Raw genomic sequence first — 23,908 nt, 5'->3', positions numbered from 1 at the left:
CCGTAAGGACTGTCGGGCTGCCGATTCCGCACCATCGCTGCGGTTTCCGCAGTGGCTGAGCAGTCAGATCGCGCGCCGGCTGCTGACGCCGGCCTGATGCACTTTTCCGGGTAGGCGGCGTCCAACCACCGCTTCAGCCACCCGGCCCGCCTCCACGAGCAGCTCGAGATCGATGCCGGTCTCGATGCCCATGCCATGGAGCATGTAGACCAGGTCTTCGGTCGCCAGGTTGCCGGCTGCGCCGGGCGCGTAGGGGCAACCGCCGAGGCCAGCAACCGACGCGTCGAAGTGACGGAAGCCGAGATCGAGGCCGACGAGCGCGTTGGCGAGTGCTGTGCCTCGCGTGTCGTGGAGATGGAGCGCGAGCTTTTCTTGAGGAAATTCCTTGAGGAAAAGCTTGCCTAGCTCGCGGGTCTGGATGGGCGTTCCGACGCCGATAGTGTCACCCAAGGAGACCTGATAGCAGCCCATGTCGAGCAGCGCGCGAGTGATGTCCAGCGAGCGCTGAGGATCGACGTCACCTTCGTAGGGGCAACCCCACACCGTCGAGACGTAGGCGCGCACTTGCATCCCGGCTTCCAGGGCGGGAGGCACTACTTCACGAAACACTCGCAGCGACGCCTCGGTCGACTTGTTTGTGTTCTTCTGGTTGTGGGTCTCGCTTGCCGACATGAAGACGGCGATTTCCTTCAAGCCACAGGCTTTCGCGCGCTCGAAGCCACGCGCGTTGGGGCAGAGCGCGCTGAAGGTGACGCCTTCGGGCGCCTCGAGCAAACCAAGCAGCTCTTCCGCGTCCGCCAGCTGGGGGATCCAGCGCGGTGACACGAAGCTCGAAACCTCGACTCGCGTCAGGCCCGCCTTCACTAGCGCCTCGACCAAGCGCTGCTTGGCTTCGGTGGAGATCGGCGAAGCCTCGTTCTGTAACCCGTCTCGCGGGGAGACTTCGTAAACGGAAACGCGGTCAGGCGGAGTGTCGAGCATCCCAGTAAGCTGCTGTTGGGGCGCGGCGCGTACGGCGGCGCGAGTGGTGTTCCAAGCCTCCAGTGGAAGCGTTGCTGAGTGCTTAGCAGAGCGAAGCGAGATTGGGCACTCTGAAGTCAGCTGCACCCGGCTCGACGTGGGAGCGCAGTTTCGTGCATTTCAAGAGCGCGTGAAGGCTGCTGCAAGAGCGCTTTCTCTGACGCTCGTGGCGCCCTCCCCCCCAAACGATCAAGCCTCTAGCAGGCGCATCTGGCGGGCGCCGGGGTTGCCGCGGAACTCGATGGGATACTCGCCGCTCCAGCAGGCGTGGCAGAACGACTGCTGATCTGCCTCTAGGGCGGGCGCGATGGGCAGCCGCCGCGCAGAGTCTCCGCTCTTCAGTGGCGCCGCTCCCTCGCCGTGGCGCGAGGCCATGACCGAGGAAACCATGCCGTCGAGGGACAGGTAAGCCAGGCTGTCCGTCGTGATGTAGTTGTTGATCTCTTCGATCGAGTGGTTCGAGGCGATCAGCTCGCTGCGCGTCGGCGTATCGATGCCGTAGTAGCAGGGCCACTTGTTCGGCGGGCTCGAGATGCGGAAGTGCACCTCCCGCGCTCCTGCATCTCGCAGCATCTTGACGATCTTGCGGCTCGTCGTGCCCCGCACGATGGAGTCGTCGACAACGACGACCCGCTTGCCCTTTAGCGTACGGGAAATTGCGTTCAGCTTCAGCTTCACCCCGAAGTGGCGGATGCGCTGCTCGGGTTCGATGAACGTGCGCCCGATGTAGTGGCTGCGCACCAGGCCCATCTCGAAGGGCAAGCCCGCCTGCTCTGCATAGCCGATCGTCGCCGGCACGCCAGAGTCCGGCACGGGGATCACGACGTCCGCTTCGACGGGGTGCTCCATCGCGAGCTTGCGCCCGAGGTTCTTGCGAGCCTCGTAGACGCTGATGCCATCGATCGTGGAGTCCGGTCGGGCAAAGTACACGTACTCGAAGATGCAGAGCTTGCGCGTAACCTTGTCGAAGGGGCGTGAGCTGGTCAGGCCGTTGGAGTTGACCACGATCATCTCACCCGGCTCGATCTCGCGCACGAACTCGGCCCCGATCAGATCGAAGCTGGTGCTCTCGCTGGCAACTACGTGGGCGTTGGGTCGCCCCGGCACGATGCCGAGGCAAAGTGGACGGATTCCGCGCGGATCCCGCACCGCCACCAAGGTGTCGGGGCTGAGCGCTAGCAGCGAGAAGGCGCCTTCGACCTGGTTCAGCGCGTCGGCGACGCGGTCTTCCACGGCGCGCTGGGTGCTCTTCGCGACCAGGTGCACGATGACCTCCGTGTCGCTCGCGCTTTGGAAGATCGACCCCTGGGCTTCGAGCTTCTCGCGCAGCCGTTCGGCGTTGGTCAGGTTGCCGTTGTGTCCAATCGCGATCGAGCCGCGAGAGTATTCGACCGCGATGGGCTGCGCGTTCTTGAGGAAGGAGCCTCCGGCGGTCGAATAGCGTACGTGGCCAATAGCCGAATGCCCCTGGAGACGCGCCAGCTGCTCTTGGGGGAAGACATCGATCACGTGGCCCATCGCGCGATGCGCGAAGAGTTGGTTGCCGTCCGTGGTCACGATGCCCGCGCTCTCCTGACCCCGGTGCTGGAGCGCATGAAGGCCGAGGTAGGTGAGGTTTGCCGCTTCACCGTGGCCGTAGATGCCGAATACACCGCACATGGCTCGACCTTCGCTCTCCGCGTCACAGGGACGCTCCTTTGGGGAGTTTTTTCAGGCGCGCGTCGGCTTCAGCCGACCAAGTCCCGAAATCGCGCCAAAACTGGCGTGACGTTGGGGGGAAGAAACCGCGCCGCTTACCGAAGGGCACCTCCAGTGCGCCTCGGGTCGACAGCGTTTTCGCGCGTGCCTCTAGCACGCGAGCGGTAGCGACGAAAACCCCACGACGCAGATCTTGCCGTAACTGGAGCCAGTTGATCGGCGCTTGCGCCAGCGCGGGACGCTGTTTTCGTTGCGTGTGGGTTTCGCCCCACGCGTGAGTGGAGCAGCCCCCAACTCATCGCCCAGCTTTTCTAGTAAGCGCGGACGTGGGTATGCTGCCGGCGATGGGTGCCGTCGATGAGTTGATTGGAAAGTGGCGAGCCAACCCCGACGCAGATGCGACGGTCGCCCTGTGCTCCTTCCTGAGCACTACCGCGGGGATGGAGGATCTGATTCGCGAGGTCGGGACCAACGCGCAGACGTGGCACCTCGACGATCCTCAAGTGATGCTGGCCGTTGGCCGCATGTTCCTCGACTCGCAGCTACTGCCAGAGGCGCAGGCGGCACTCGTGAGCGCGGGCAAGGCGGACGGTCGGGACGCACGTGCTTTCCGCTACTTGGGTGAGGTGTTGCTGCGTCGAGGCGACGCGATGCGCGCCGAGAAGGTGCTCGCGCGGGCAATACAACTCGGCAGCCAGGATGCGGATACCCAGCTCTGGCACGAACGCGCCACGGTCTACGTCGCGCTGCAGAAGCGCGTTGGGATCCAAGCGGTTGCGACCGAGGTCGCGCGCACGCTGCCCAAGAAGAACTCGATTCCCCCGCCCACCGTCAATCCCCGAGCTAGCCTCAGCGATGAGGTGACAAATCCTCGGGGAAATGCCCTGAGTTTCGATGATCCAACGACGGTGATGGACTCAGCGGCGAACTGGCAGCTGGACAACCACCCGTCAGCGCATCCCGTCGCTCAGGCGCCCGTTGCTGCGCCTCCAGACGCGTTGCCCAAGGCCCCGAAGGTGCCGGTTGGTTTGGGGGTGAGCCCACTCGCAGCTGCCTCTCCTGTCGCCAAGGCTCCAGGTCCCCGTCCGCTGTCGGCGCCACCGCCGCTACCCGGAGTCTTCGAGCCGGCGGCGCCGCCCAAGAGCACGCCGCCCCCGCTGCCCAAGAGCACGCCGCCTCCGCTGCCGGGGCTCTCGTCGATGGGTGCCGCCGCACAGTCGGTGGAGGCGCACTCCCCGCGACCAGCGCAGCCGACTCCCGCGCCGCTACCTCCGATCGATTTGCCGGGAGCAAACGGCATGCACTCGCTGAGCGACGGGCAGCCGACCCTCGAGCTGTCTCCAGCGGTGCGCGCTCAGCTCGCACCGCAGATGCCAGCGCTGGCTCAGGCTCCAGCGCCCATGCCTTCCCCCGCGCCAGTCGCACCCGACCCGCGCCGACATGAGCCAACCATCCCCGGACGTGCAGCGCTTCAAGTCGAGATCGATGACTCGGCGAGCGTGACTCCGGAACACGTCCTCGAGCACCTGGCGCTGGTTGGTGTCTACGAAAAGGGTGGCGGTGCTCCGCCTGCTTGGGAGCGCCCGCCCAAGGAAAAGAGCCGCGGCGTTTGGACCCTCGCCATCCTGGCGTTCTTGGTCGGCGTGGGCGGTAGCGGAGGCTTCGTCTACACCCAGAAGGTGCGGGCTGAGAAGGCCGCCCAAGCCGAGGCGTTGACCGTTCAGGTGAGCAAGATGCTCCACGACGGCAAGCTGGACGAGCTCGCCGCGTCGGACGGCAAGCTCAACGAAGTCCTCGAGCTCGACTCTCGCAACCAGAAGGCCGCCCGGCTCTGGCTCGAGAACCGCGTGCTGAATGCCCTCATGGGACCCGGTGAGGCGCCAGGCATCGACGCCGCGATTCATCGCGCTCGCAGCGTCGAAGTGCCCGAGGAGCAGCTTGCGTTTGGCCAGGTGGCATCCTTCATGGCGGAAGGCGACTTGGCGGGCGCGGCGGCGCTGCTCAGCAAGTGGGACAAGAAGGTCGCCCAGGACCCGATGTATCAGCTCACGGCGGCTGCGGCTCTCGACCTCGCGGGCGACAACCGGGCCTTCGAGCGTTACCAGGCCGCGGTCAAGCTCGACCCAGATTTGATCCCGGCGCAGATCTTCTTGGCGACGTTGGCCCTGATCGAGCTCGGGCCGGAGCAGGCGAAGCCAGTGGTCGATGAAGCGCTCAAGCGTCTCGGCGAGCGTCCCTCGGGCAAGGCGATCGTTGCGCTGCGCTGGGTCGCTGAGGGGGCGGAAGGCGATCTGCCGGCGAAGGGCAAGCTCAGCGATGAGGAGCGCAATCAGCTGCCTGCTTCACTACGCTCTATCCCGCTGCTGGTCGACTCGCTCACCTCCCAGGACCCGAAGGAGTCCCGGGAGAAGCTGAAGAGCGCCATCGGGATCAGTCGAGGTCCAGCGATCTCGACCTGGCTCGGCTTTGTTGCCGTGCGGAACGGCGATGAGGAGCTGGCCCGTAAGGCGGCGCTGCGTGCTCTCAAGTTCAGCGCAATCTACCCGCGCGCCCGCGCTCTGGCCGCGCGCGTGGCGTTGCTCGGCGGGCGCCTCGACGAGGCCAAGAAGGCCATCGAGACGCTGGACCCGAAGTCGTCGGAAGTCGCCGTGGTGCGGGCCGTCATTGGCTACGAGACATTGGACGAAGGGGAGCTAAGTGCTGCGCTCAGCACCTTCGGTGACGAAGCCAAGGGCGGGACGACGCTCAAGGGGTTGCAGACCGGGCTAGCTCGGCTCCGCGGGGAAACGATTCCTGCGGACGAGCAGCTGAAGGAGCTAGCCCAGCCGCAAGCCATCTGGGGAAACCTCGTGGCCGTGGACTACGCCCTGGACAACGGGAAGCTCGAGCTAGCCCAGGAGCTCACGAAGGACTGGGACTCCCTCACCGCCGCCCAGGCGCTACGCAAGGCACGCCTGCTACGCTATCAAGGCGAGGCGAAGCAGGCGGCGGAAGCAGCAGGCAAGGCCGAAGGTGCAACCGTCCCGGCGCTGCTAGAGCGATGCTACGACTTGTTAGCCGCCAAGGACGCAGACGGCGCCCGGAACCTTGCCGCGCGGTACCCAACCTTGCTCGGCCCGATGAACGACTGGCTGAAAGCGCTGATTGACGCGGAGGATGGCAAGGCCAGCCTTGCCGCCGCCAAGCTGAGCACCCTCGACGAACCCCCGGATGTTGCGCCGCTGCCCGTGCGCCTGCTGGCGGCTCGCGCCCTCGCCGCCGCCGGGGACAAGCGTGCAAAGGGCTATGTCGCCGCACTCATGAAGAAGCACGCGAGCCACCCCGATGTGGTGATCGCTGCCAAGGCCATCGGGATTCTCCGTTAGCCGCTGGTCCGGGGTGCGACGCTAGACTCCAATTGCTGGAAAGCGCCAAGAGCCACCAGTCAAATCCATTTGCTCAGGGTCGAGGGCGCATGGGATAGCCATGAGAGGCTCTCACACCAATCAGAGCTATTTAGCCATGCCGGCCCGTGACCTGATCAGTGCCCTCCATCGGGACCCGCTGAGCGACCTCAGCCGGGAGCGCCCGCTGTTGCTCGTGGATGACAACCTCGGGGATCGACGACTGATCATCGAGCTGCTGAGCGAAGTGGGTGTGCCCGAGTCGGTGGTGCTCGAGGCAGAGGATCTCGAGGCAGCTCTGGAACTCTTGGGAGGGCAGGCGATCGGGGCGGTGCTGCTCGATCTTGGGTTGCCCGGCATCGAAGGGGTGGAGGCGGTTCGTGCGGTGGTTGCCAGACATCAAGTGCCGATCGTCGTGCTGACCGGGCGCGACGACCACTCGCTGGCGCTCATGTGCATCAAGGCGGGGGCTCAGGACTACCTACCCAAGAACAACCTCCAACCGGCAGCCATTCGCCGCGCCGTGGCTTACGCCATGACCCGTGCGGAGATCGATGAGGAGCGGCGCAACGCCACGGCCATCAGCGAGCGGCTCGCGGCGATCGTGAATGCCGCTCCGGACGCGATCGCGAGCGTGGCTTTGGATGGCACGATCCAGAGCTGGAATAGCGGGGCCGAGCGGATATTTGGCTACAGCGCCGAAGAAGCGCTGGGACGCAAGATCGCGGAAGTAGCTCCCCCTGTGGATACGATCTCCGAGCAGGGGCAGCGTGAGAGCCTGACGCTCGATGCGGAGAGCCTGGCGAAGCCTCGCGAAATTCTGCGCCGGCGTCGAGACGGCAGCGTAGCGTGTCTCTCAATCGTTGGTTGTGCAATCTACGATGCCACGGGGAAACAGAACGGGATGGCGGCTATCGCCCGCGACATCACCGATGAGCGCCGCCGGGACCAAGCGTTGGTGCAGAGCCATCAAGCCCTCAAGGAACGGGCGGAGCAGATGCGGGCCCTCACTCGCCGTATGAATGATCTGCGGGAGGAGGAGCGCACGCGCATCTCCCGGGAAGTGCATGACGAGCTCGGTCAGCTCTTGACCTGTCTCAAGCTCGACTTGGGGTGGGTGAGGCGACACCTGGTCGGCGACGAGGAAGGGGCGATCGAGCAGCGTTTGACTCAGGCCGACACCCTGGTCGACGACACGATCAGCGCAGTGCAGAAGGTTGCGCTCGAGTTGCGGCCTTCCGCTCTCGACTCGCTGGGGCTCGCTGCAGCGATCCGCGACGAAGCGCGGCGCTTCGCCGATCGCAGCGGCATTCGGGTCATGGCGCGGGTCGATGACCCGACCGTCCCGACCGAAGTCGCGACTGAGCTCTTCCGCATCCTCCAAGAACTGCAGACCAACGTGGCCCGGCATGCCAAGGCCTCGGTGGTTCAGGTGATGTTTCAGGACCTAGAGAGCGAGTGGGAACTCAGAGTCATTGATGATGGGATTGGGATCGACCCGCATGTGCTAGAGGACGGCGCAGCCCTCGGGCTGCTCGGCGTCCGGGAGCGCGCGCTGTCCCTCGGCGGCGAGGTCACGTTTTCGAGAGCGATCCCATCGGGCACCGTCGCGGTGGTGCGAATCCCCAAGAAAAATGGTGCAGAGCGATGAAGCGAGTGTTGATTGCGGACGACCATGAGATCACCCGGCGCGGGATCCGTGAACTGCTTCAAGAGGCGTATCCCGGGCTGGAGGTCGTCGAGGCTGGCGACGGCGACGCTGTGCTAGCCCAGCTTCTCCAGGGAGAATGGGACCTGCTGCTGCTCGATGTGTTGATGCCCGGGCCGGAGGTCATGGACCTGGTGGCGGAAATCCGCGCGGATCTACCGAGGGTGCCGGTGTTGATGCTCACCGCGGCAACGGAGCTCGAGTATGTGTTTCAGCTGCTTGGCGCCGGAGCAAACGGCTTGATCCATAAACACCGCGCCGCGACGGAACTGCTTGGTGCAATCGAGCAGGTCCGCCGCGAAGGGCGCTACCTGCACCCAGAAAACGCCGCCGAGGTCGCAGCCAGGCTCGCTGCACCGGCAGCTCCCGTGCTCCACGAGCGACTCTCCAAGCGTGAGCTCGAGATCTTCTGCGCAATCGCGGCTGGGCGAAGCGTAAAGGCTATCGCAACAGACCTGTCGCTGAGCGACAAAACAGTGGCCACCTACATCGCGCGCATCCGGGGGAAGACCGAGCTTCAGAGCTACGTGGACATGGCTCGCTATGCCGTCCACCACAAGCTCGTCGATTGAGCACGGGAATGTCGGGGATTTGCCGACGACAAAACCGGAAGTCACCGACAGTACGACTCGCGTAGGGCAGGCCATAGTGCACGCATGAACGCGCTGGACCAGCGCGTGCGAGTCGTGCTGGTGGATGATTTCCCACCCGTCGTGATGCGTATGCGCAGACTGCTCGAGGCTGCAGGCCTCGACGTCGTCGGTGTATTCCATGACGGGCTGAGCGCGATTCACGCGATTCCTGGCCTCAAACCCGACGTTGTGGTGTTGGACATCGCGATGCCGGGAATGAACGGCATCGACGTGTTGAAGGCGATTCGCCGGGCCCACATTCGCTGCCGGGTCGTGATGCTGACCGCGGAGCCCGAGGACGAGATCCGTCAGCAGTGCTTGGCGCTGGGGGCTGACGCGTTCTTGCGCAAGGACCGCGACTTTGAGCGGGTGCCCGCCTGGATCCTCGCGGAGCCCGCAGGGCCAGCCGACTAAAGCTGTAGTCAGCATGCCTGCACAGATTCAGGGATCCCGCGACTGGCGTGCGCGGCCGAATGTGACGATCTTAACGGTATGCCCGACAGCTTCTGGCCGCCGATCCTGGTGGTCTTCGTCACGCGGACCGCGCCTGCGGATTCCGCCGCTTATCGGGCTTTCTTGAACCTACTGGGCGTCCAGATCACTCGCTGCGCGCCAGCATTTCTCGAAATCATCGCCTGGATTGAAGGACTGAACCCTCAGCACCTCGTGTTCGAGGTGGATGAAGTCGATGAAGCGTGTCTGGAAATCGTGAAGGAGCTTCGGCGCTGCAACCTGCAGCTGCCTGTGGCGCTGATTGTACCCGAAGTTTGCCCCCAAGAGCGTTCGAGCGCGATCGCTGCTGGTGTGGACCAGGTGGTCGCGCTGGGAAGTATTCATAATTTCCTTGAGGAAAAATTTGGACAGGAGAGGAGCAGATGACAGAAACGCTTGCAAGGATCCATGTCCTGCTGCTTGCGGACGATGGGGAGACTGGCTTCGGCCACCTCGTTGCGCTGCTCGAGGCCCAGCACTACAAGGTGCGCCGGGTCACGACGCTTGCGGGGGCCATGCAGTATCTCGGGAGCGTCGATGTGCAAGCGTTCATCATCGATCCGAGCGTGCAGGGTGTGGGCGTCGAAGGGCTGCGAGAGGTTCGCGAAAAGTTCCCTGCTGTGGCCCTGGTGGCGCTTACCGACGAACGGGGCGAATACCCTGGTTCGCGCTGCGCGGAGGCTGGCGCCCACGACTATCTCCCGCGAGGGGAGATCACCGATCATCAGTTGCGGCGAGTGCTCGCTTACGCGGCGAGTCGCGTGGCGGAAGCCCATGCGGTCGAGCTGCGAGAGACCCTCAGCCGCTATCGAGCGCTGTCTTCCGCCACGCAGAAGACGCGGGTGACAGCGGCGCTGCTTGGTTCGGGCGCCATCGCCGAGCGACAACCCAACGCCTTTCAAGAGATCGTTGGCCGCTACTACTCACTCCTGGAGCCTTATGTCGTCGGGCACGCCGAGCGAGTCGATCCTGCGCGGGAATCCCTGGAACACATCATCGCCGCGATTGGCGATGCGAGCGGCGGGCCGCGCGACTTGCTCGATGTTCACGTCGCCGCGCTCGACCGCGCGATCGCCAACGGCGAGACCCCACAAGCGCGCTCCATCGTCTACGAGGCGCGGCTACTCGCCCTCGAGATGATGGGGCTGCTGGTTGACTACTACCGCGTCGGTCATCGACGGCGGTTCATGGAAGGAGGCACATCATGAGGAAGTTCAAGCTTCGCCTCTATATCACCGGACGTACCCCTCAGTCGCATCGCGCTCTGGAGAACCTGCGAGTGATCTGCGAGGAGGAACTGCGGGGCCAGTACGAGGTCGAGGTGATAGATGTCCTCGAGTACCCAGCTCTTGCGGAGAACGAAAAAATCCTGGCGACGCCGACGCTGGTCAAGCGGTTGCCAGAACCCGTACGGAAAATCATCGGAGACCTGAGCGACCGCGAGAAGGTGCTGCTCGGTCTGGATCTGGAAAAGCTAGAAAGGGGAATGCCCTATGACCGCGTGTGAAGTGCCCAAGCTGCCGACGGGTATCGTCGGATTCGACCAAATCGCCAATGGTGGGATTCCGCGCGGAAGAAGTACGCTGCTCTCCGGCACCGCGGGCAGTGGCAAGACGGTGCTGGCCCTGCAGTTCCTGCTCGCGGGGGTGAGGAACTTCGGGGAGAACGGGGTGTTCGTCACCTTTGAAGAAGCTCCCGCGGATCTGATGCAGAACGTGCGGAGCTTTGGTTGGGATCTCGAAGGCCTGGTCGCCGAGAACAAGATCGCGGTCGTGGACGCGACCCCGGAGCCCGGGGAGGAGACCATCACCACCGGGCCCTATGACTTGTCTGCGCTGCTCGCCCGAGTGGAGAGCGCCATCACCTCGGTGGGCGCCAAGCGCGTGATCCTCGATGCGGTGGGCGCACTCTTCCCTCAGCTGACGGACCCCAACGTCGTGCGGCGGGAGATCCATCGCATCGCCGCGGGGCTGAGAAAGCTGGGCGTCACGACGCTGGTGACCATGGAGCGCACCAAGGAGGAGGGTAACGTGGGTCGCTGGGGTGTCGAGGAATTCGTCGCCGACAACGTGATCCTCCTGCGGAACCGTCTAGAGGCCGAGAAGCGACGACGCACGGTGGAGATTTTGAAGTTTCGCGGCGCCACCCATCACAAGGGCGAGTACCCCTTCACCATCGACTCGGAGGACGGAGTCACCATCATCCCGCTCTCCGCCATCGAGCTGAAGCAGAAGTCCTCGGAGATCCGCGTGTCCTCCGGGGTGCCCGAGTTGGACAAGATGTGCGGTGGCGGCATGTATCGCGACTCAATCATCCTGGTCAGCGGCGCTACCGGTACGGGCAAGACCCTGATGGTCGCGCAGTACGTGAAGGCTGCGATCGAAGCGGGGGAGCGAGCGTTGCTCTTCGGCGCCGAAGAGAGCCGCGAGCAGCTGACACGTAATGCCGCGTCCTGGGGTGTGGACTTCGAGAAGGCGGAGCGCGACGGCCTGCTGCGCATCGTGTGTCGTTACCCCGAGGTGATGGGCCTCGAGGACCACCTGTTGCAGATGAAGCGCGACATCCGGGCTTTCGAGCCGAAGCGGGTGGCGATCGACAGCATGTCCGCCTTCGAGCGGGTGTCGACCCATAAGTCCTTCCGTGAGTTCGTGATCGCGCTGACCAGTACAATCAAGCACTTGGAGATCACTGGGCTCTTCACCAACACCACCTCCATGCTGACGGGCGGCGAGTCCATCACAGAGACCCACATCTCTACCATCACCGACACCATCATCCTCTTGCGTTACGTGGAGTTGATGGGCGAGATGCGCCGCGGACTGACGGTGTTGAAGATGCGGGGCACCTTCCACGACAAGGGGATCCGCGAGTACCTGATTGACAGCCAGGGGCTGCACGTCCATGCACCGTTCCGCGGAGTGCATGGAATCCTTACGGGAACTCCGACCTACACCTTCGACGAGGAGCGGCTGCGCCTCGGAGAGATGTTCCGGGGTACAGACCCCGCTCTGTAAGTGGCGTCTCCGCAGGATCCACAAGGAAACGTCGAATAGCTGCAGCAAGTCCCAAAGGGTGGCCAGAGTGGCCACCCTTGCTTCAGGAACTTTGCCGCAAGGGAACGCCTAGCAACTAGAGAAACCACAAACCACCGTTGCAACGGTTCGGACTGCCCCGCTCAAACTTAAGGCTTCGTCTGCCCAGTCGTAGTTGATCTTCGGCAGGATGGAGGGGAACCTGATGAGTCTGGGGGAATTGATGACGGACATGCAGCGCTCGATGCGTGTGCTCGTGGTGGAAGACAATCCTGCGGACGCCTTCCTCGCCACCGAGCAACTCGCGGAGAACAAGGACATACGCTTCGAGGTGGCCCACGTCGCCGCCTTGAAGGATGCGGTAGAGTGGCTAGCGAAGAGCGCGTGCGACGCGATCATCCTGGATTTGGGCCTGCCAGACTCCCAAGGCCTCGCGACGCTGCACACCGCACGGGACTTGCTGCAGATCCCGACGGTCGTGATGTCGTCCGCCATCGACGAATATATCCGTGAGGCAGCGCTCAACTTGGGAGCGCAAGAGGTCCTCTCCAAGGACTACCTGAATAGTCGCCTCTTGACCCTCAGCGTGCTCTACGTGATCGAACGCAATCGTGCTCAGGAGCAGCAACGCCAGCTGCAGAAAATCTTGGACACCAACCCCGACGCGGTGCTGGTCGTGGATCCGCGAGGTGCCGTCAAGTTCGTGAACGCGGCGGCGATGCGCTTCTTCGGGCGCAGTCGGGTTGAGCTCATGCAAGAGCCGCTGATTTTTGCTGGCGGCGCCGAAGGCGCGACCGAGATCCGGGTCAGTCGCCCTGGCATTGAGCGCGTGGGCGAGCTCCGCTTGGTCGACCTGGAGTGGGAGGGCGAGCCCGCGTTGCTCGCATCGATCCGTGACGTGACCCAGCAGCGCGAGCTAGAGATGCGGCTCTTGATGTCGGACCGCCTCGTGTCTTTGGGCACTCTCGCGGCGGGCGTCGCTCACGAGATCAACAACCCGCTCTCCGCGCTTACGGCAAACCTCGGCCTGGCAGTGGGCGAGGTGAGCCGACTCGCTCGGGGCAGTGACCTCCACTCAGAGCTCCTCGAGGAGCTCGAAGACTCGCGAGACGCTGCAGAGCGCATTCGCGTGATCGTGCGCGACTTGAAGGGCTTCTCTCGCACCAAGGAGGACACGGCGGAAGCTCAAGACATCCATCGCATCCTCGACTCGGTGGTGCGCATGGCGGGCAGCGAGGTGCGCAGCGTGGCGCGGCTGGTGAAGGACTACGGCGACGTCCCGCCGGTGTTCGTCAACGAGTGCCGAATCAATCAGGTGTTCTTGAACCTGGTCGTCAACGCCGCGCACGCCATCGAGCCGGGCATGGCGGAGAAGAACGAAATCCGCATTCGCACTCGGCAGAGCTACGACGGCCGTATCCTGGTGGAAATCTCGGATACCGGCGGGGGCATCCCTCCCCATGTGCAGGACCGTCTGTTTACGCCATTCTTCACGACCAAGCCCGCAGGAGTCGGCACGGGTCTCGGCCTAGCGATCTGCCAACAGATCCTCACGGAGCAGGGGGGAGAGATCTACTTCGAGACCGAGCAGGGCAAAGGCACGACGTTCTCCGTCGCGCTGCCCGCTGCGGACTCCGTGGCGCTCACCATTCCGGCGCCGCCGCCCCAGATGGAGAACGAGGCCGCGGCACGGGCGCGAGTGCTCGTGATTGACGATGATCCGCTGATCGTGAAGACCATCCGCCGCATGCTAGGGCGCACTCACGACGTGACCTGCCTCACGCGCGCGACCGCAGCGCTCGAGCTGCTCCACCAAGGCGATCGCTTCGACCTCATCCTGTGCGATCTGATGATGCCTCAGATGAACGGGATGGAGTTCTTCAGGGTCCTGGGCGCCACACTGCCTGCGTGCAGTGAACGGGTCGTATTCCTAACGGGCGGCGCGTTTACGAGCGACGCGCGGGAGTTCCTGGAGCGAGTGCCGAACCAGCGGCTGGAGAAGCCCTTCGATCCAACCGCGCTGCGCATCCTAGTGGAGAGCATGCTCCGCCAAGCAGCGCCGCTCTGCGGGGCACCGCTTGCAGAGAGCCGCAGCGCGGAGTAGCGCGCTCGAAGGCGTCAGTTGGTCGTGACGACCACGCCCAGCGTCGTGGTGATCTGGCTGTCCGCCGTCTCGCGTTGCTTCTTGGGGAAGATCTTTTTTGCGTCGTCGCTGACGGATGAGTGAGCATCCAACGCGAAGTCGCCTCGATTTTCCAAGCGGATAATTAGGTTGTCGGTTGGCTTGAAGTCGATTGTGAGGGTGCCAGTTCCGATGGCCAAGTCGGGGACGCCGAAGGGGTAGTAGTCGCCGGAGAGCGCGGGCAAATCACCTTCATCCTCGCCATACGCCTTGAAGTACTCACCGCGCAGCGCAACGCCCCAGGTTGCGTTGAAGGCGTAGCGGCCAGCCGCCATCGCGCCTAGCCAGGTGTACTTCGTGGTGTCGCTGGTGCTCGTGCTCTGCCGAATGCCTTCCCAGCCGTAGTCCACGTTGACCACGAAGTTGAGCGCGTCGCTTGGGTTCCAGGTGACCACCGCGTCGATCAGGTGGCGCCACGCCTCCAGATCGTTCGCGCCTCCGCGGTCAACGCGGTAGCTGGCCGCGGGCGTGTTGGGGGAGCTCGCGCAGCCTCCTGCGCTCGCGTCGTAGGCGGTGTCATCCGCGCAGTCGATGTCCAGCACATCCGCCTGCTCAGGACCGCCCAACCAACCCACGGTGAGGCCGAAGCTGTCACTGGGCGTCCACGCTGCCTGGGCACCGAAGGACTTCCCCGTGTTGCCGTCCACGGTGTTGTTCCAACCGTTCACCGCCAAGGCGCGGAGCGTGAACTCCGGGCTGAGCTCCCAACCCACGCGCAAACCAGTGTGGAACGCCGGCTGGGCGAACCAGTACACCGCGCCTCGGGTGTAGTTGAAGTTCAGCCAGCTCTCCGCGAGTTCCGCGCCGTAGATCGTATCGAACTTGCCGAAGTCGAGGGTCACGCTGCCGTCGGCGCCGCCGGGCTTCCAGGAAGCGAAGGCCTGCTTCACCTGCTTGAGCGTACCCGGCTCGGACCCTGCATAGGTGTCTGCGGCTGGTCCCCAACGCAAGCTCAGCGTCCCGCCGACTGGATCCGCAGGGAAGCTTGCGTCGACACCCGCCCACGCGAGCGCGAAGCCGGTGTCGGTGTCATAGGCGCGGGTCGTGGCGTTGGCGCCGCCCGCGGGCTTTGGGAAGTTATAGTTGACCGAGGCGTAGGCATCCACGAACGCCGACAGTTCGAGTAGCTCGTACCACGCGGCCTTCGGCGGTGCCGGAAGCGGTGGGAGTTCTTCGTCTGCCTCTTGGGCGTGAGCCGCCGTGCTGAGCAACATCAGACCCAGCAAGCCCGCCGACGCGGCGGAGCCGCGCAGCACCCGCGCCCGGAGGCGTCGAGTGATCTGGCTGGTGGTCGAGGTTCGAGAGAAGCAGGAGAACGAGCGTCGTTGCATGGAGAGAAACCTCAGTGTGGAGCGCCTGCGCTTGCAAGAGTGTTACGCCGGCCAAAGGTGGCTGCGCCTAAGAAGTGCGTCTGCCGAGCGTGGCGGCGACCCCCTGTCGCAAGCCGAGGCATAGCAATACGGCTTGGCCGTTGCGAACAAAAGCGACCGCCAGCTGGGGGGGCTCGGCAACAGACCTGTCGCCCAGCTTCGCGGTCCACGTCACTCGGCCGTTTCAAACTCGCGCGGGGGACTCAGCCTCGGCGCGGTACGTCGCGCACGCGCGTTGAGATATCGTCGCCTCCCTTGCCCTCGAGCATCATCTGAAGCTCGTCCGGCTCGTTCGAGCGGCCCATGGCCTCTTCCAAGCTGATGAGCCGACGGGCGTACAAGGAGTAGAGCGACTGGTTGAGCGTCTGCATGCCGTACTTGGCCTGCCCGACCTGCATCTGGGAGTAGATCTGGTGCACCTTATCCTCACGGATCAGGTTGCGGACGGCCGCGTTGGGCACGAGCACTTCGAGCGCGAGGACGCGACCGGGGGCGCCATGGCGCGGCAACAAGAGCTGACTGCACACACCCTCGAGCACGAAGCTGAGCTGGGCTCTCACCTGACCCTGTTGGTGCGGGGGAAACACATCGATCATGCGGTTGATTGATTGTGCGGCGCTGTTCGTGTGCAGCGTTGCGAAGACCAAGTGGCCGGTTTCCGCGATGGTTAGCGCTGCCTCGATCGTCTCGAGGTCACGCATCTCGCCGATCAGCACCACGTCGGGATCTTGACGTAGGACGTACTTGAGCGCGTCTTTGAACGTCGAGGTATCACTGCCGACCTCGCGTTGGTTCACGATGCTGCGCTTGTGGGGGTGGAGGTACTCGATGGGGTCCTCCACGGTCATGATGTGCTGGCGAGTCTCGGTGTTGATCTTGTCGATGATGCTCGCGAGCGTGGTGCTCTTTCCGGAACCCGTCGGCCCCGTCACGAGCACGAGCCCGCGAGGCTTCATCGACAGCTCGGCAACCACCGCTGGCAGGCCGAGTTCTTCAAACGTGAGGATCTTGAACGGGATGGTTCGAAACGCGCCGCTCACCGCACCGCGCTGCATGAAGATATTCGCGCGGAAACGCGAGAGCTGCTTCACACCAAAGGATAGGTCGAGCTCCTTCGTGCGTTCGAAGCTGATCTTCTGCTCTTCGGTCAGCACGGAGTAGCAGAGCTGCTTGGTTTCCACGGGCCCAAGCGGCGGGAGCTTCAGCGGCACGATTGCGCCATCGATACGCAGCAGAGGGGGAGACCCGGTCGTGATGTGCATGTCGCTGGCGCCCTTCTCGATCATCGCGCGCAGCAACTGGTGGAGGTTTACTTTGAGGCCGTCCTGTTGGGTCATGAGTGCTGTTCCTGTGCCGATTCCGCGGGGCGAAGGGTGCCGACTATTGCCCTCTGTGGGAACGCATCGCTCCGTCAGACGCTAGGGGGCGGGGCGAGACGTTCCGAGCGCAGTCCCTCAGTCAGCCATGGTAACGCGCATGATCTCTTCCGGGGTGCTGATTCCCTCGGACACCTTGTGAATGCCGCTCATGCGCAGGGTGGACATGCCGTTGCGGATGGCCTCCAGCTTCAGCTCCGCGGTGGAGGCGCCTTCGAGCACGCGCTCCTTGAGGTTCTCGGTGAAGCGCATCACCTCGTAGAGCGCCACGCGGCCCTTGTAGCCCGTGTTGTTGCAAGTTGCGCAACCCTGACCGCGGAACACCTTGTACGTTGGCCAGTCGGCTTCGGGCACACCGAGGTCCACGAGCACCGACTGCTCGACATTGACCTCACGTCTGCAGTCGTTGCAGATACGACGCGCGAGACGCTGAGCGAGCACCAGGTTCACCGAGGCCGTGATCAAGAAGGGCTCCACGCCCATGTTGAGCAAGCGCGAGATGGTCGCCGGAGCGTCGTTGGTGTGGAGCGTCGACAACACCATATGCCCGGTGAGAGCTGCCTTGACTGCGATCTCCGCGGTCTCGAAGTCTCGAATCTCGCCGACCATGATGATGTCGGGGTCTTGGCGCAGGAACGCGCGCAGCGACATCGCGAAGTTCAGGCCGATGTCATCGTGCATCTGCACCTGATTGATACCGTGAAGGTTGTACTCCACCGGATCTTCGGCGGTGCTGATGTTGGCCTCTGGCTTGTTCAGATCGCTCAGCGCGGAGTACAGCGTCGTGGTCTTACCGGAACCCGTTGGTCCGGTGACGAGGACCATTCCCCACGGCTGGTGAATCGCCCACAGGAAGTCCTCGAGGGGCTTGGGGTCGAACCCGAGTTTCGACATGTCGAGCTGTAGGTTGCCCTTGTCGAGCAGACGCAAGACGATTTTCTCGCCCCACATCGTCGGCAAGACACTGACGCGGAAGTCCATCTCGCGGCCCTTGCCGAGCTTGAGCTTGATACGACCGTCTTGAGGTAGGCGACGCTCCGCGATGTCCAGCTGACTCATGATCTTGAGACGGCTGGCGATCGCGTTCTTCAGCTTGAGCGGAGGAGTCATTTCCTCGTGGAGAACTCCGTCTATGCGGTAGCGCACTCTGAGGCGCTTCTCGTACGGCTCCACGTGGATGTCGCTCGCGCCTTTGCGAATCGCATTCAGGAGCAACACGTTCACCAGACGAATGACCGGCGCGTCCTCGCTGGCGCGCTCTAACTCGAGGACGTTGACGTCCTCATCATCGCCTTCGAAGTCGATGTCCGCGTCTTCTAGGTCGAGCTCGCCGAGCACTTCGTCGTAGCTGGGGCCGACGTTGTAGTAGCGCTCGATGGCATTGGTGATTGCCGTCTCGCTGGCAACCACTGGCTCCACGTTGTAGCCGCTGAGAAACTTGATGTCGTCGATGGCATGCAGATTCGTGGGGTCCGCCATCGCTACGATCAGCGAGGAGCCTGAGCGGCTCACCGGGATGATCTTGTGCTTCTCTGCGACGTCTCGTCCGACCAGCTTGATGACGTCGGCCTCGATTTCGTAGTCGTCGAGGTTGATCGCTGGCAGGCGGTACTGTGTCGAGAGGAAGTTCGTTATTTCCCCATCGGAAATGTACCCAAGCCGGGCCAGGGTGAACCCCAGGTTGCTGCCGCTGCGTTTCTGCTCTTCCTGCGCTTGTCGCAGCTGCTGAAGGCTGATGAGTTTTTCTCGAACGAGTAGCTCACCCAGACGACTTGTAGACATTTTCCTCGCAGGTCTCGGAGCTTGGGACGCGGGCTCCGTGAAGAGATGGGACCGACTTCTAGTTTCAATCGCGCGGGCGCGCGCGAGTCCAGAGCCTCGCAGTCTAGCAACCCTCGAAGGCCGGTTGGCGCATCGAAACGGGATGCATCGTGGTTCATACGCCGGTTCGCTGATCCGCTGGTTCGCTGATTCGCAATGCCCTCGAACCATGGTGGGGAGGGGACCATGCTCACAGCGCCAATGCGACGAGCTGCAGCATTCTTCTTGGCGCGTTGCGTCAGGCGTAGCCCGACGGAAACCTTTGCGAAAAATGCCGCGGCGAGACTGCCTCAGCTCGCCCATGGCGGGCGACTAGCGCTGCACGGCTCGGTTGGGGGTGACTCTAGGCCGGTGTGTGACAGCGACCCACCACCTACGGAGTACACATGAACCACCATAAGCGACTTTCCGTCTTGGCGGCTGCGGCCGCGCTTACGTTCTCCCACGGCGTCTGGGCTCAAGAAGGCACCCCCGCCGCAGAGCCAACGCCCGCGCCGGCGCCTGCTGCCGAAGAAGAGTCCGACGTGCCCGGTTGGTTTCGCATGGATGCGGATCCCCTTGGCTTGCAGTTTTGGGCAGGTGCGACTCACAGCCTAGGCGGAGTCGATATCGCGAGCGACATCTACGTGTTCCAGGGCGTGGGCGGCGACGCGGACGCAACGACGGGAGCGCTGACGGGCGTCGGGGCGCAGACCAACGGCGAGTTCGACATCGGCCCAGTCATCTCGTTGGACAACCTCACGTTGACCCCGATGATTGGCGTGAACTTCAACTTCAATGGTCAGCGGGTAAACCCGCTGATCGCGCCGCAGCTGTTCACGATCTTCTCCAGCGACCCGATCTACTTCGAGTCCTGGATTCAGTTCTTCATCAACAAGGGCGTGTTCCACAACGATGAAGAGCCGAACACCCTCTACACCCGCAACTTCCTGCTGTTCAAGGTCGGCCGTGACGTCAGCGTTGGACCTCAGTTCGAGCTGACCTACGGTCTGAACAACGCGGCAAAGATCCCCAACGACCAGGGCGAGCCAGACAAGGCGCTCTTGAGCCTGCCCGTGGGTGGGGCCGTGAGTCTCGCGTACGGCAAGGGCGCGACGCTGCTCATGTTCCTTGGCTACGAGACGGTGGAGGAGGCGCAGGTGAAGGACCAGGACAAGATCACCGGTCGCTTCACCTGGATCTACACGTTCTGAGTCAAGAATCGAAACCGACTCGAGGGCGCGTCCGAACCGGACGCGCCCTTTCTTTTTTGGGCACCCGCGCTCGTTCAAGCCTCCCGGGCGCGAATTCGAAACGACCCGGAGTGTGCGCCAGCTTGACGTGGGGCGGGGATCCTCAATATTAAGCGTTGCCGGATTCCTGCATCGGATAAGTCAAGATTCTGCTTGAGCATCGCCGCGCTGCGGTCTGGTGGTGCCTCGCGCTAGTCTCCTCGCCCTTTCGCTGGTTACCGGCGTTCTCTCACCCCCAAAAAAACACGAGTCGCACTGAACCTCACCCGGGTAGCAGCTGCGGCCGAAAGGATCCCCTTCGGGGGAAGCCAGAAGTAGGCAAACGAAGCATGGCCAAGACCTACAGCGACCTGTTCATGGAGGTCCGCGACGCGGTGAAGTTGATGACCCTGGAAGAGTTGAAGCAGCGCTTCGACAAGGGAGACATCAAGACCCTCGTGGACGTGCGGGAAAAGGACGAGTTCCGCGGTGGTTTCATCCCAGGCGCGACGCACATTCCGCGTGGATTCTTGGAGATGCAGGCGGAGAACAAGCTACCGGACAAATCTGCGGAGGTCATCGTCTACTGCGCCGGCGGTACGCGCAGCGCGTTTGCTGCAAAGACGCTCGCGGAGCTGGGCTACAGCAATGTGGTTTCCGTCAACCCTGGCTTCATCCGTTGGAAGGACATGAGCTGGCCGGTGGAGACGCCTCCAGAGCTCACTTCCGCCCAGCTCGATCGCTACTCCCGACACCTGCTCCTGCCAGAGGTGGGGGAGAAGGGCCAGGAAAAGCTCTTGAAGGCCCGCGTGCTGCTGCTCGGCGCTGGCGGCCTCGGGAGCCCCTCGTCGCTTTACCTCGCGGCAGCGGGCGTGGGCACGCTCGGTTTGATCGATGCTGATGTCGTGGATGCCTCCAACCTGCAGCGGCAGATCGTCCACGCCACCTCCCGGGTGGGTATGCCGAAGGTGGATAGCGCAGAGCAGGCGCTCAGGGACCTGAACCCTGACGTCAAAATCATCAAGTACCAAGAGAGACTGACCAGCGAGAACATCGAGCGTATCCTCGCGGATAACTGGGATGTGATCGTGGACGGCGTGGACAACTTCCCGACACGCTACCTGGTGAACGACGCCAGTGTGTTCCACAACATCCCGGTGGTGCATGGCTCGATCTTCCGCTTCGACGGTCAGGTGACGACCTTCATTCCGCATCAGGGGCCCTGCTACCGCTGCCTCTACCCCGAGCCGCCGCCGCCGCACCTCGCGCCATCTTGTGCGGAAGCTGGCGTGCTCGGCATCTTGCCCGGCACGATCGGCGTCCTCCAAGCGACCGAGGCCGTGAAGCTGATCCTGGATCGCGGAAACAACCTGTCAGGGCGTCTCTTGACCTATGACAGCTTGGGCATGACCTTCCGTACGCTGAAGCTGCGCAAGGACAAGCACTGCCCAGTGTGTGGCGAGAACCCCACGATCAAGGAGTACATCGACTACGAAGGCTTCTGCTCCGGCGGCTGAACGTAGAGGTGTAAGCCAGGCGAGGGACTCGGCGTTCTGCTTTCCAGCTTCAAGTCGTTCGCGCCACGCTGGCGCGAAGAAGGAAGGCAGCATGCACAAGTCCCTCGCTTTGTTTGTTTTGTTTGGTTGCGTCACCGCGTGCGGTGGCGGTGACGACGCGAAAGCGCCTCCCACAGTGAACTGCCCACCAGGGCAGCACTACGACGGCCAGTACTGCGTGAACGACGCGGGCTACGGAGGTGGGGCGAACGGCGGCGGCGCGGGCATGGCGAACGGCGGCGCGGCGAACGGCGGCATGGGCGGCGGCGCGGGGATGGCCAATGGAGGCAGCGGAGCAGTCGCGGGCATGGGCGGCTTGGGCAACACGATGTATCAGCCCGGTCCAAACGCGATGCCCCTAGACGCTACGGCATTGGCTGCAGCCGAGCCGTTGCTCGGTCCGCTGATGACGCAGCACGCGCCCGGCGCAAAGACCATCGGCACTATCGGCGGGAACTTCACTCAGGGTCAGGTGCTCGAGCTGCGTTTCCAGGCGCAAACGGGCAAGTGCTACACCCTGGTTGGGATGAGCACTGGGCAGATCACCAACCTCGATTTGAAGTTGGTCACGGAGATTGCGCTGCCCACCTTCGGTAGCCCGGTGCTCGCCGCGGATAATACGAGTGAGCCAAACGCGGTGGTCGCACCGGCTCCCGATTGCTTCAAGTGGGTCCTGCCATCGACGCCCGTGAAGGCCGTGCTCAGCGCAGCGGCGGGTCAGGGCACCGCCGTGGCGCGCGTGCTCGAGAAGTAGGGATCTCGGCTGATTTCACCGTCCGGGAGTCAAGTACGGCTTCGATCGACACCCCATCGGGTGCTCCAGGATTGGTTTGACCACCGGGAATCGCCCCGGGGTTTTCCCACGCGAGCTGGCAGTGTGGGCGACGCATTTGGTTATAGTGCGGCGTCCCATGAACGAAGAGGTCACTTGGTCTCGCGTGCTGCCTCAAGCCGCCGCGGGTGAAGAACGCCTGGTGCTGCTCTGGGACAACGGCTCACTCACGCGTCCGTTGTCCCAGGGAGATGACCTGGTGATCGGGCGTTCGCGCAGCGCGGACGTGAGCGTGGACCACAAGAGTGTCTCGCGTGAGCACGCTCGGGTGCGACTCACATCGGGGGGAGTCGAGATCGTGGATCTCGGCTCATCGAACGGCACGCGCGTGTCCGGCGCCTCGCTGACGCCGAATCAAGCCATTCGGGTGCCGCTGGGCGCGCTAGTGCAGCTTGGAAGCGTCGTGCTCGTGGTGGAGCAAGCGGCGGCCCCAACTCAGGCGCCCGAGTCTCGCCCCCTCGGCCAACGCATGCAGGAGCTTGGGCAGCTCATCGCCAGTGTTGCAGCCAGCGACATCAGCGTGGTGCTTTGCGGCGAGACCGGCGTTGGCAAAGACGTGATGGCGAGCCAAATCCACGGACGCTCCCGTCGGGCCCGTCACCCCCTGGTGCGACTCAACTGCGCCGCGTTGGCGGAGAACCTGCTCGAGAGCGAGCTCTTCGGTCATGAGCGTGGCGCGTTCACCGGCGCCGTGCAGTCGAAGCAAGGGCTGCTCGAAGCTGCGAGCGGAGGCAGCATCTTCTTCGACGAGGTCGGCGAGATGCCGCTGGGCGTTCAGGCAAAGCTGCTGCGCGCGATCGAACAACGCGAGGTGTATCGGGTGGGCGGCGTGCGGCCCGTGTCTTTCGATGTGCGTTTCATCGCGGCAACGAACCGGGAGCTCGACAAGGAGATCCTCGAGGGGCGTTTTCGTAGGGATCTGTATTTCCGACTCGCGGGGATCACTCTACAAATCCCGCCTCTGCGTGAGCGCTTGGATGAGCTCCCGACGCTCGTTCAGACCTTCGTTACCGAGCACGCGGGGCGCTCGGGTATCGCGCCCCCGGCCGTTTCCGCATCGGCCATCCAGCGCTTGCTTGGCCATTCTTGGCCCGGCAACCTGCGTGAGCTCAAGAACGTGGTGGAGCGTGCCGTGGTGCTGAGCGGTGGGGGCGCCATCGAGGCGCACCACGTACACATCGATCCCGTGGCAGCAGCCTTGGGCAGCTCCGAGGCACGGCCTCAGCAGGTTCCTCAGCTCAACGACACGCGCTCTCGACCCAGCGATCCCGATGCGGCGGATGCTTGGGAACGCGAACGCATCCAGACAGCGCTCGAGCAGGCACGGGGAAACCAGACCCGCGCCGCTGAACTCTTGGGAGTCTCACGCCGCACCCTGATCAACCGCCTGGAGCGCTTCAAGCTCCCGCGCCCGCGCAAACGCTAAACCTCGCGGAAACATTCGTGCAGGCCAGCCTGCTGGAAGCGCCGTACGCCGAGGGCGGGCGAAGTCGTCGCTTGCGCTCGAACCACCTCGAGTTGTGCAAAGGGTTGTGTAACCCGTTCGGTTGGGGGGGAGGGGGCACCGCGTCCAGAGCCACCAAAAATCGGAAAAG

The 23,908-nt window shown here is 63.7% G+C and carries 18 protein-coding genes; 13 read left to right on the top strand and 5 right to left on the bottom strand.

From position 1 onward, the window contains the following. Positions 1-63: 63 nt before the first annotated feature. Entirely contained in the window at positions 64-981 is a 918-nt protein-coding gene (locus H6718_02460) for a hydroxymethylglutaryl-CoA lyase (protein MCB9584227.1), read from the bottom strand. 228 nt (positions 982-1,209) lie between these two features. Further along, positions 1,210-2,679, bottom strand: coding sequence for an amidophosphoribosyltransferase (locus H6718_02455; GenBank protein ID MCB9584226.1), 1,470 nt, complete (start codon positions 2,677-2,679; stop codon positions 1,210-1,212). Positions 2,680-3,062: 383 nt separating this feature from the next. Here H6718_02455 and H6718_02450 point away from each other — a divergent pair, with 383 nt between their 5' ends. The 9 genes from H6718_02450 to H6718_02410 all read left to right on the top strand — a co-directional run bounded on the left by H6718_02450 (position 3,063) and on the right by H6718_02410 (position 14,069). Beyond that, positions 3,063-6,083, top strand: a complete 3,021-nt coding sequence (locus tag H6718_02450) for a hypothetical protein (protein MCB9584225.1) — start codon at positions 3,063-3,065, stop codon at positions 6,081-6,083. A 100-nt stretch (positions 6,084-6,183) separates the two neighbouring features. Next, positions 6,184-7,752, top strand: coding sequence for a PAS domain S-box protein (locus H6718_02445; protein MCB9584224.1), 1,569 nt, complete (start codon positions 6,184-6,186; stop codon positions 7,750-7,752). Beyond that, positions 7,749-8,381, top strand: coding sequence for a response regulator transcription factor (locus H6718_02440; protein ID MCB9584223.1), 633 nt, complete (start codon positions 7,749-7,751; stop codon positions 8,379-8,381). The genes H6718_02445 and H6718_02440 overlap by 4 nt, the downstream gene beginning before the upstream one ends. A gap of 84 nt (positions 8,382-8,465) precedes the next feature. Beyond that, on the top strand, positions 8,466-8,855 hold the full coding sequence (locus H6718_02435; GenBank protein MCB9584222.1) for a response regulator transcription factor: 390 nt from the start codon (positions 8,466-8,468) through the stop codon (positions 8,853-8,855). A gap of 78 nt (positions 8,856-8,933) precedes the next feature. Next, complete coding sequence (locus tag H6718_02430; protein ID MCB9584221.1) at positions 8,934-9,320, top strand: hypothetical protein; 387 nt, start codon at positions 8,934-8,936, stop codon at positions 9,318-9,320. Then, positions 9,317-10,141: a response regulator gene (locus H6718_02425; GenBank protein MCB9584220.1), complete on the top strand. Its 825-nt coding sequence runs from the start codon at positions 9,317-9,319 to the stop codon at positions 10,139-10,141. Before H6718_02430 ends, H6718_02425 begins: the two co-directional genes overlap by 4 nt. After that, positions 10,135-10,440 (top strand): circadian clock protein KaiB, encoded by a 306-nt coding sequence (gene kaiB, locus H6718_02420; GenBank protein ID MCB9584219.1) that lies wholly within the window; start codon positions 10,135-10,137, stop codon positions 10,438-10,440. The genes H6718_02425 and kaiB overlap by 7 nt, the downstream gene beginning before the upstream one ends. Beyond that, positions 10,427-11,947 carry a circadian clock protein KaiC gene (gene kaiC / locus H6718_02415; protein MCB9584218.1) on the top strand — a complete coding sequence of 507 codons (1,521 nt, stop codon included), beginning with the start codon at positions 10,427-10,429 and terminating at the stop codon, positions 11,945-11,947. Before kaiB ends, kaiC begins: the two co-directional genes overlap by 14 nt. Positions 11,948-12,170: 223 nt before the next feature. Then, positions 12,171-14,069 (top strand): response regulator, encoded by a 1,899-nt coding sequence (locus H6718_02410; GenBank protein ID MCB9584217.1) that lies wholly within the window; start codon positions 12,171-12,173, stop codon positions 14,067-14,069. A gap of 14 nt (positions 14,070-14,083) precedes the next feature. Here the strand turns inward: H6718_02410 and H6718_02405 are convergent, their stop codons facing one another. The 3 genes from H6718_02405 to pilB all read right to left on the bottom strand — a co-directional run bounded on the left by H6718_02405 (position 14,084) and on the right by pilB (position 18,675). Next, positions 14,084-15,478 (bottom strand): porin, encoded by a 1,395-nt coding sequence (locus H6718_02405; GenBank protein MCB9584216.1) that lies wholly within the window; start codon positions 15,476-15,478, stop codon positions 14,084-14,086. A 242-nt stretch (positions 15,479-15,720) separates the two neighbouring features. After that, positions 15,721-16,854 (bottom strand): type IV pilus twitching motility protein PilT, encoded by a 1,134-nt coding sequence (locus tag H6718_02400; GenBank protein ID MCB9584215.1) that lies wholly within the window; start codon positions 16,852-16,854, stop codon positions 15,721-15,723. Between the two features lie 117 nt (positions 16,855-16,971). Beyond that, positions 16,972-18,675 (bottom strand): type IV-A pilus assembly ATPase PilB, encoded by a 1,704-nt coding sequence (gene pilB / locus H6718_02395; GenBank protein MCB9584214.1) that lies wholly within the window; start codon positions 18,673-18,675, stop codon positions 16,972-16,974. 425 nt (positions 18,676-19,100) lie between these two features. On the opposite strand from pilB, the gene H6718_02390 reads away from it, so the two are divergent. From H6718_02390 to H6718_02375, 4 genes are all read left to right on the top strand, one after another. Next, a complete protein-coding gene (locus H6718_02390) occupies positions 19,101-19,907 on the top strand; it encodes a hypothetical protein (protein ID MCB9584213.1) in 807 nt (268 codons plus the stop codon). Between the two features lie 368 nt (positions 19,908-20,275). Continuing rightward, the gene (moeB, locus tag H6718_02385) at positions 20,276-21,442 is read left to right on the top strand and encodes a molybdopterin-synthase adenylyltransferase MoeB (GenBank protein ID MCB9584212.1); all 1,167 of its coding nucleotides are present in this window, start codon (positions 20,276-20,278) and stop codon (positions 21,440-21,442) included. A 91-nt stretch (positions 21,443-21,533) separates the two neighbouring features. Beyond that, entirely contained in the window at positions 21,534-22,235 is a 702-nt protein-coding gene (locus H6718_02380) for a hypothetical protein (protein MCB9584211.1), read from the top strand. Positions 22,236-22,392: 157 nt separating this feature from the next. Next, positions 22,393-23,739, top strand: coding sequence for a sigma 54-interacting transcriptional regulator (locus tag H6718_02375; GenBank protein MCB9584210.1), 1,347 nt, complete (start codon positions 22,393-22,395; stop codon positions 23,737-23,739). Positions 23,740-23,908: the final 169 nt, after the last annotated feature.

This window comes from Polyangiaceae bacterium (genome assembly GCA_020633205.1).
GTDB lineage: Bacteria > Myxococcota_A > Polyangia > Polyangiales > Polyangiaceae > JAHBVY01.
This window is presented reverse-complemented; position numbering and strand designations above follow the sequence as displayed.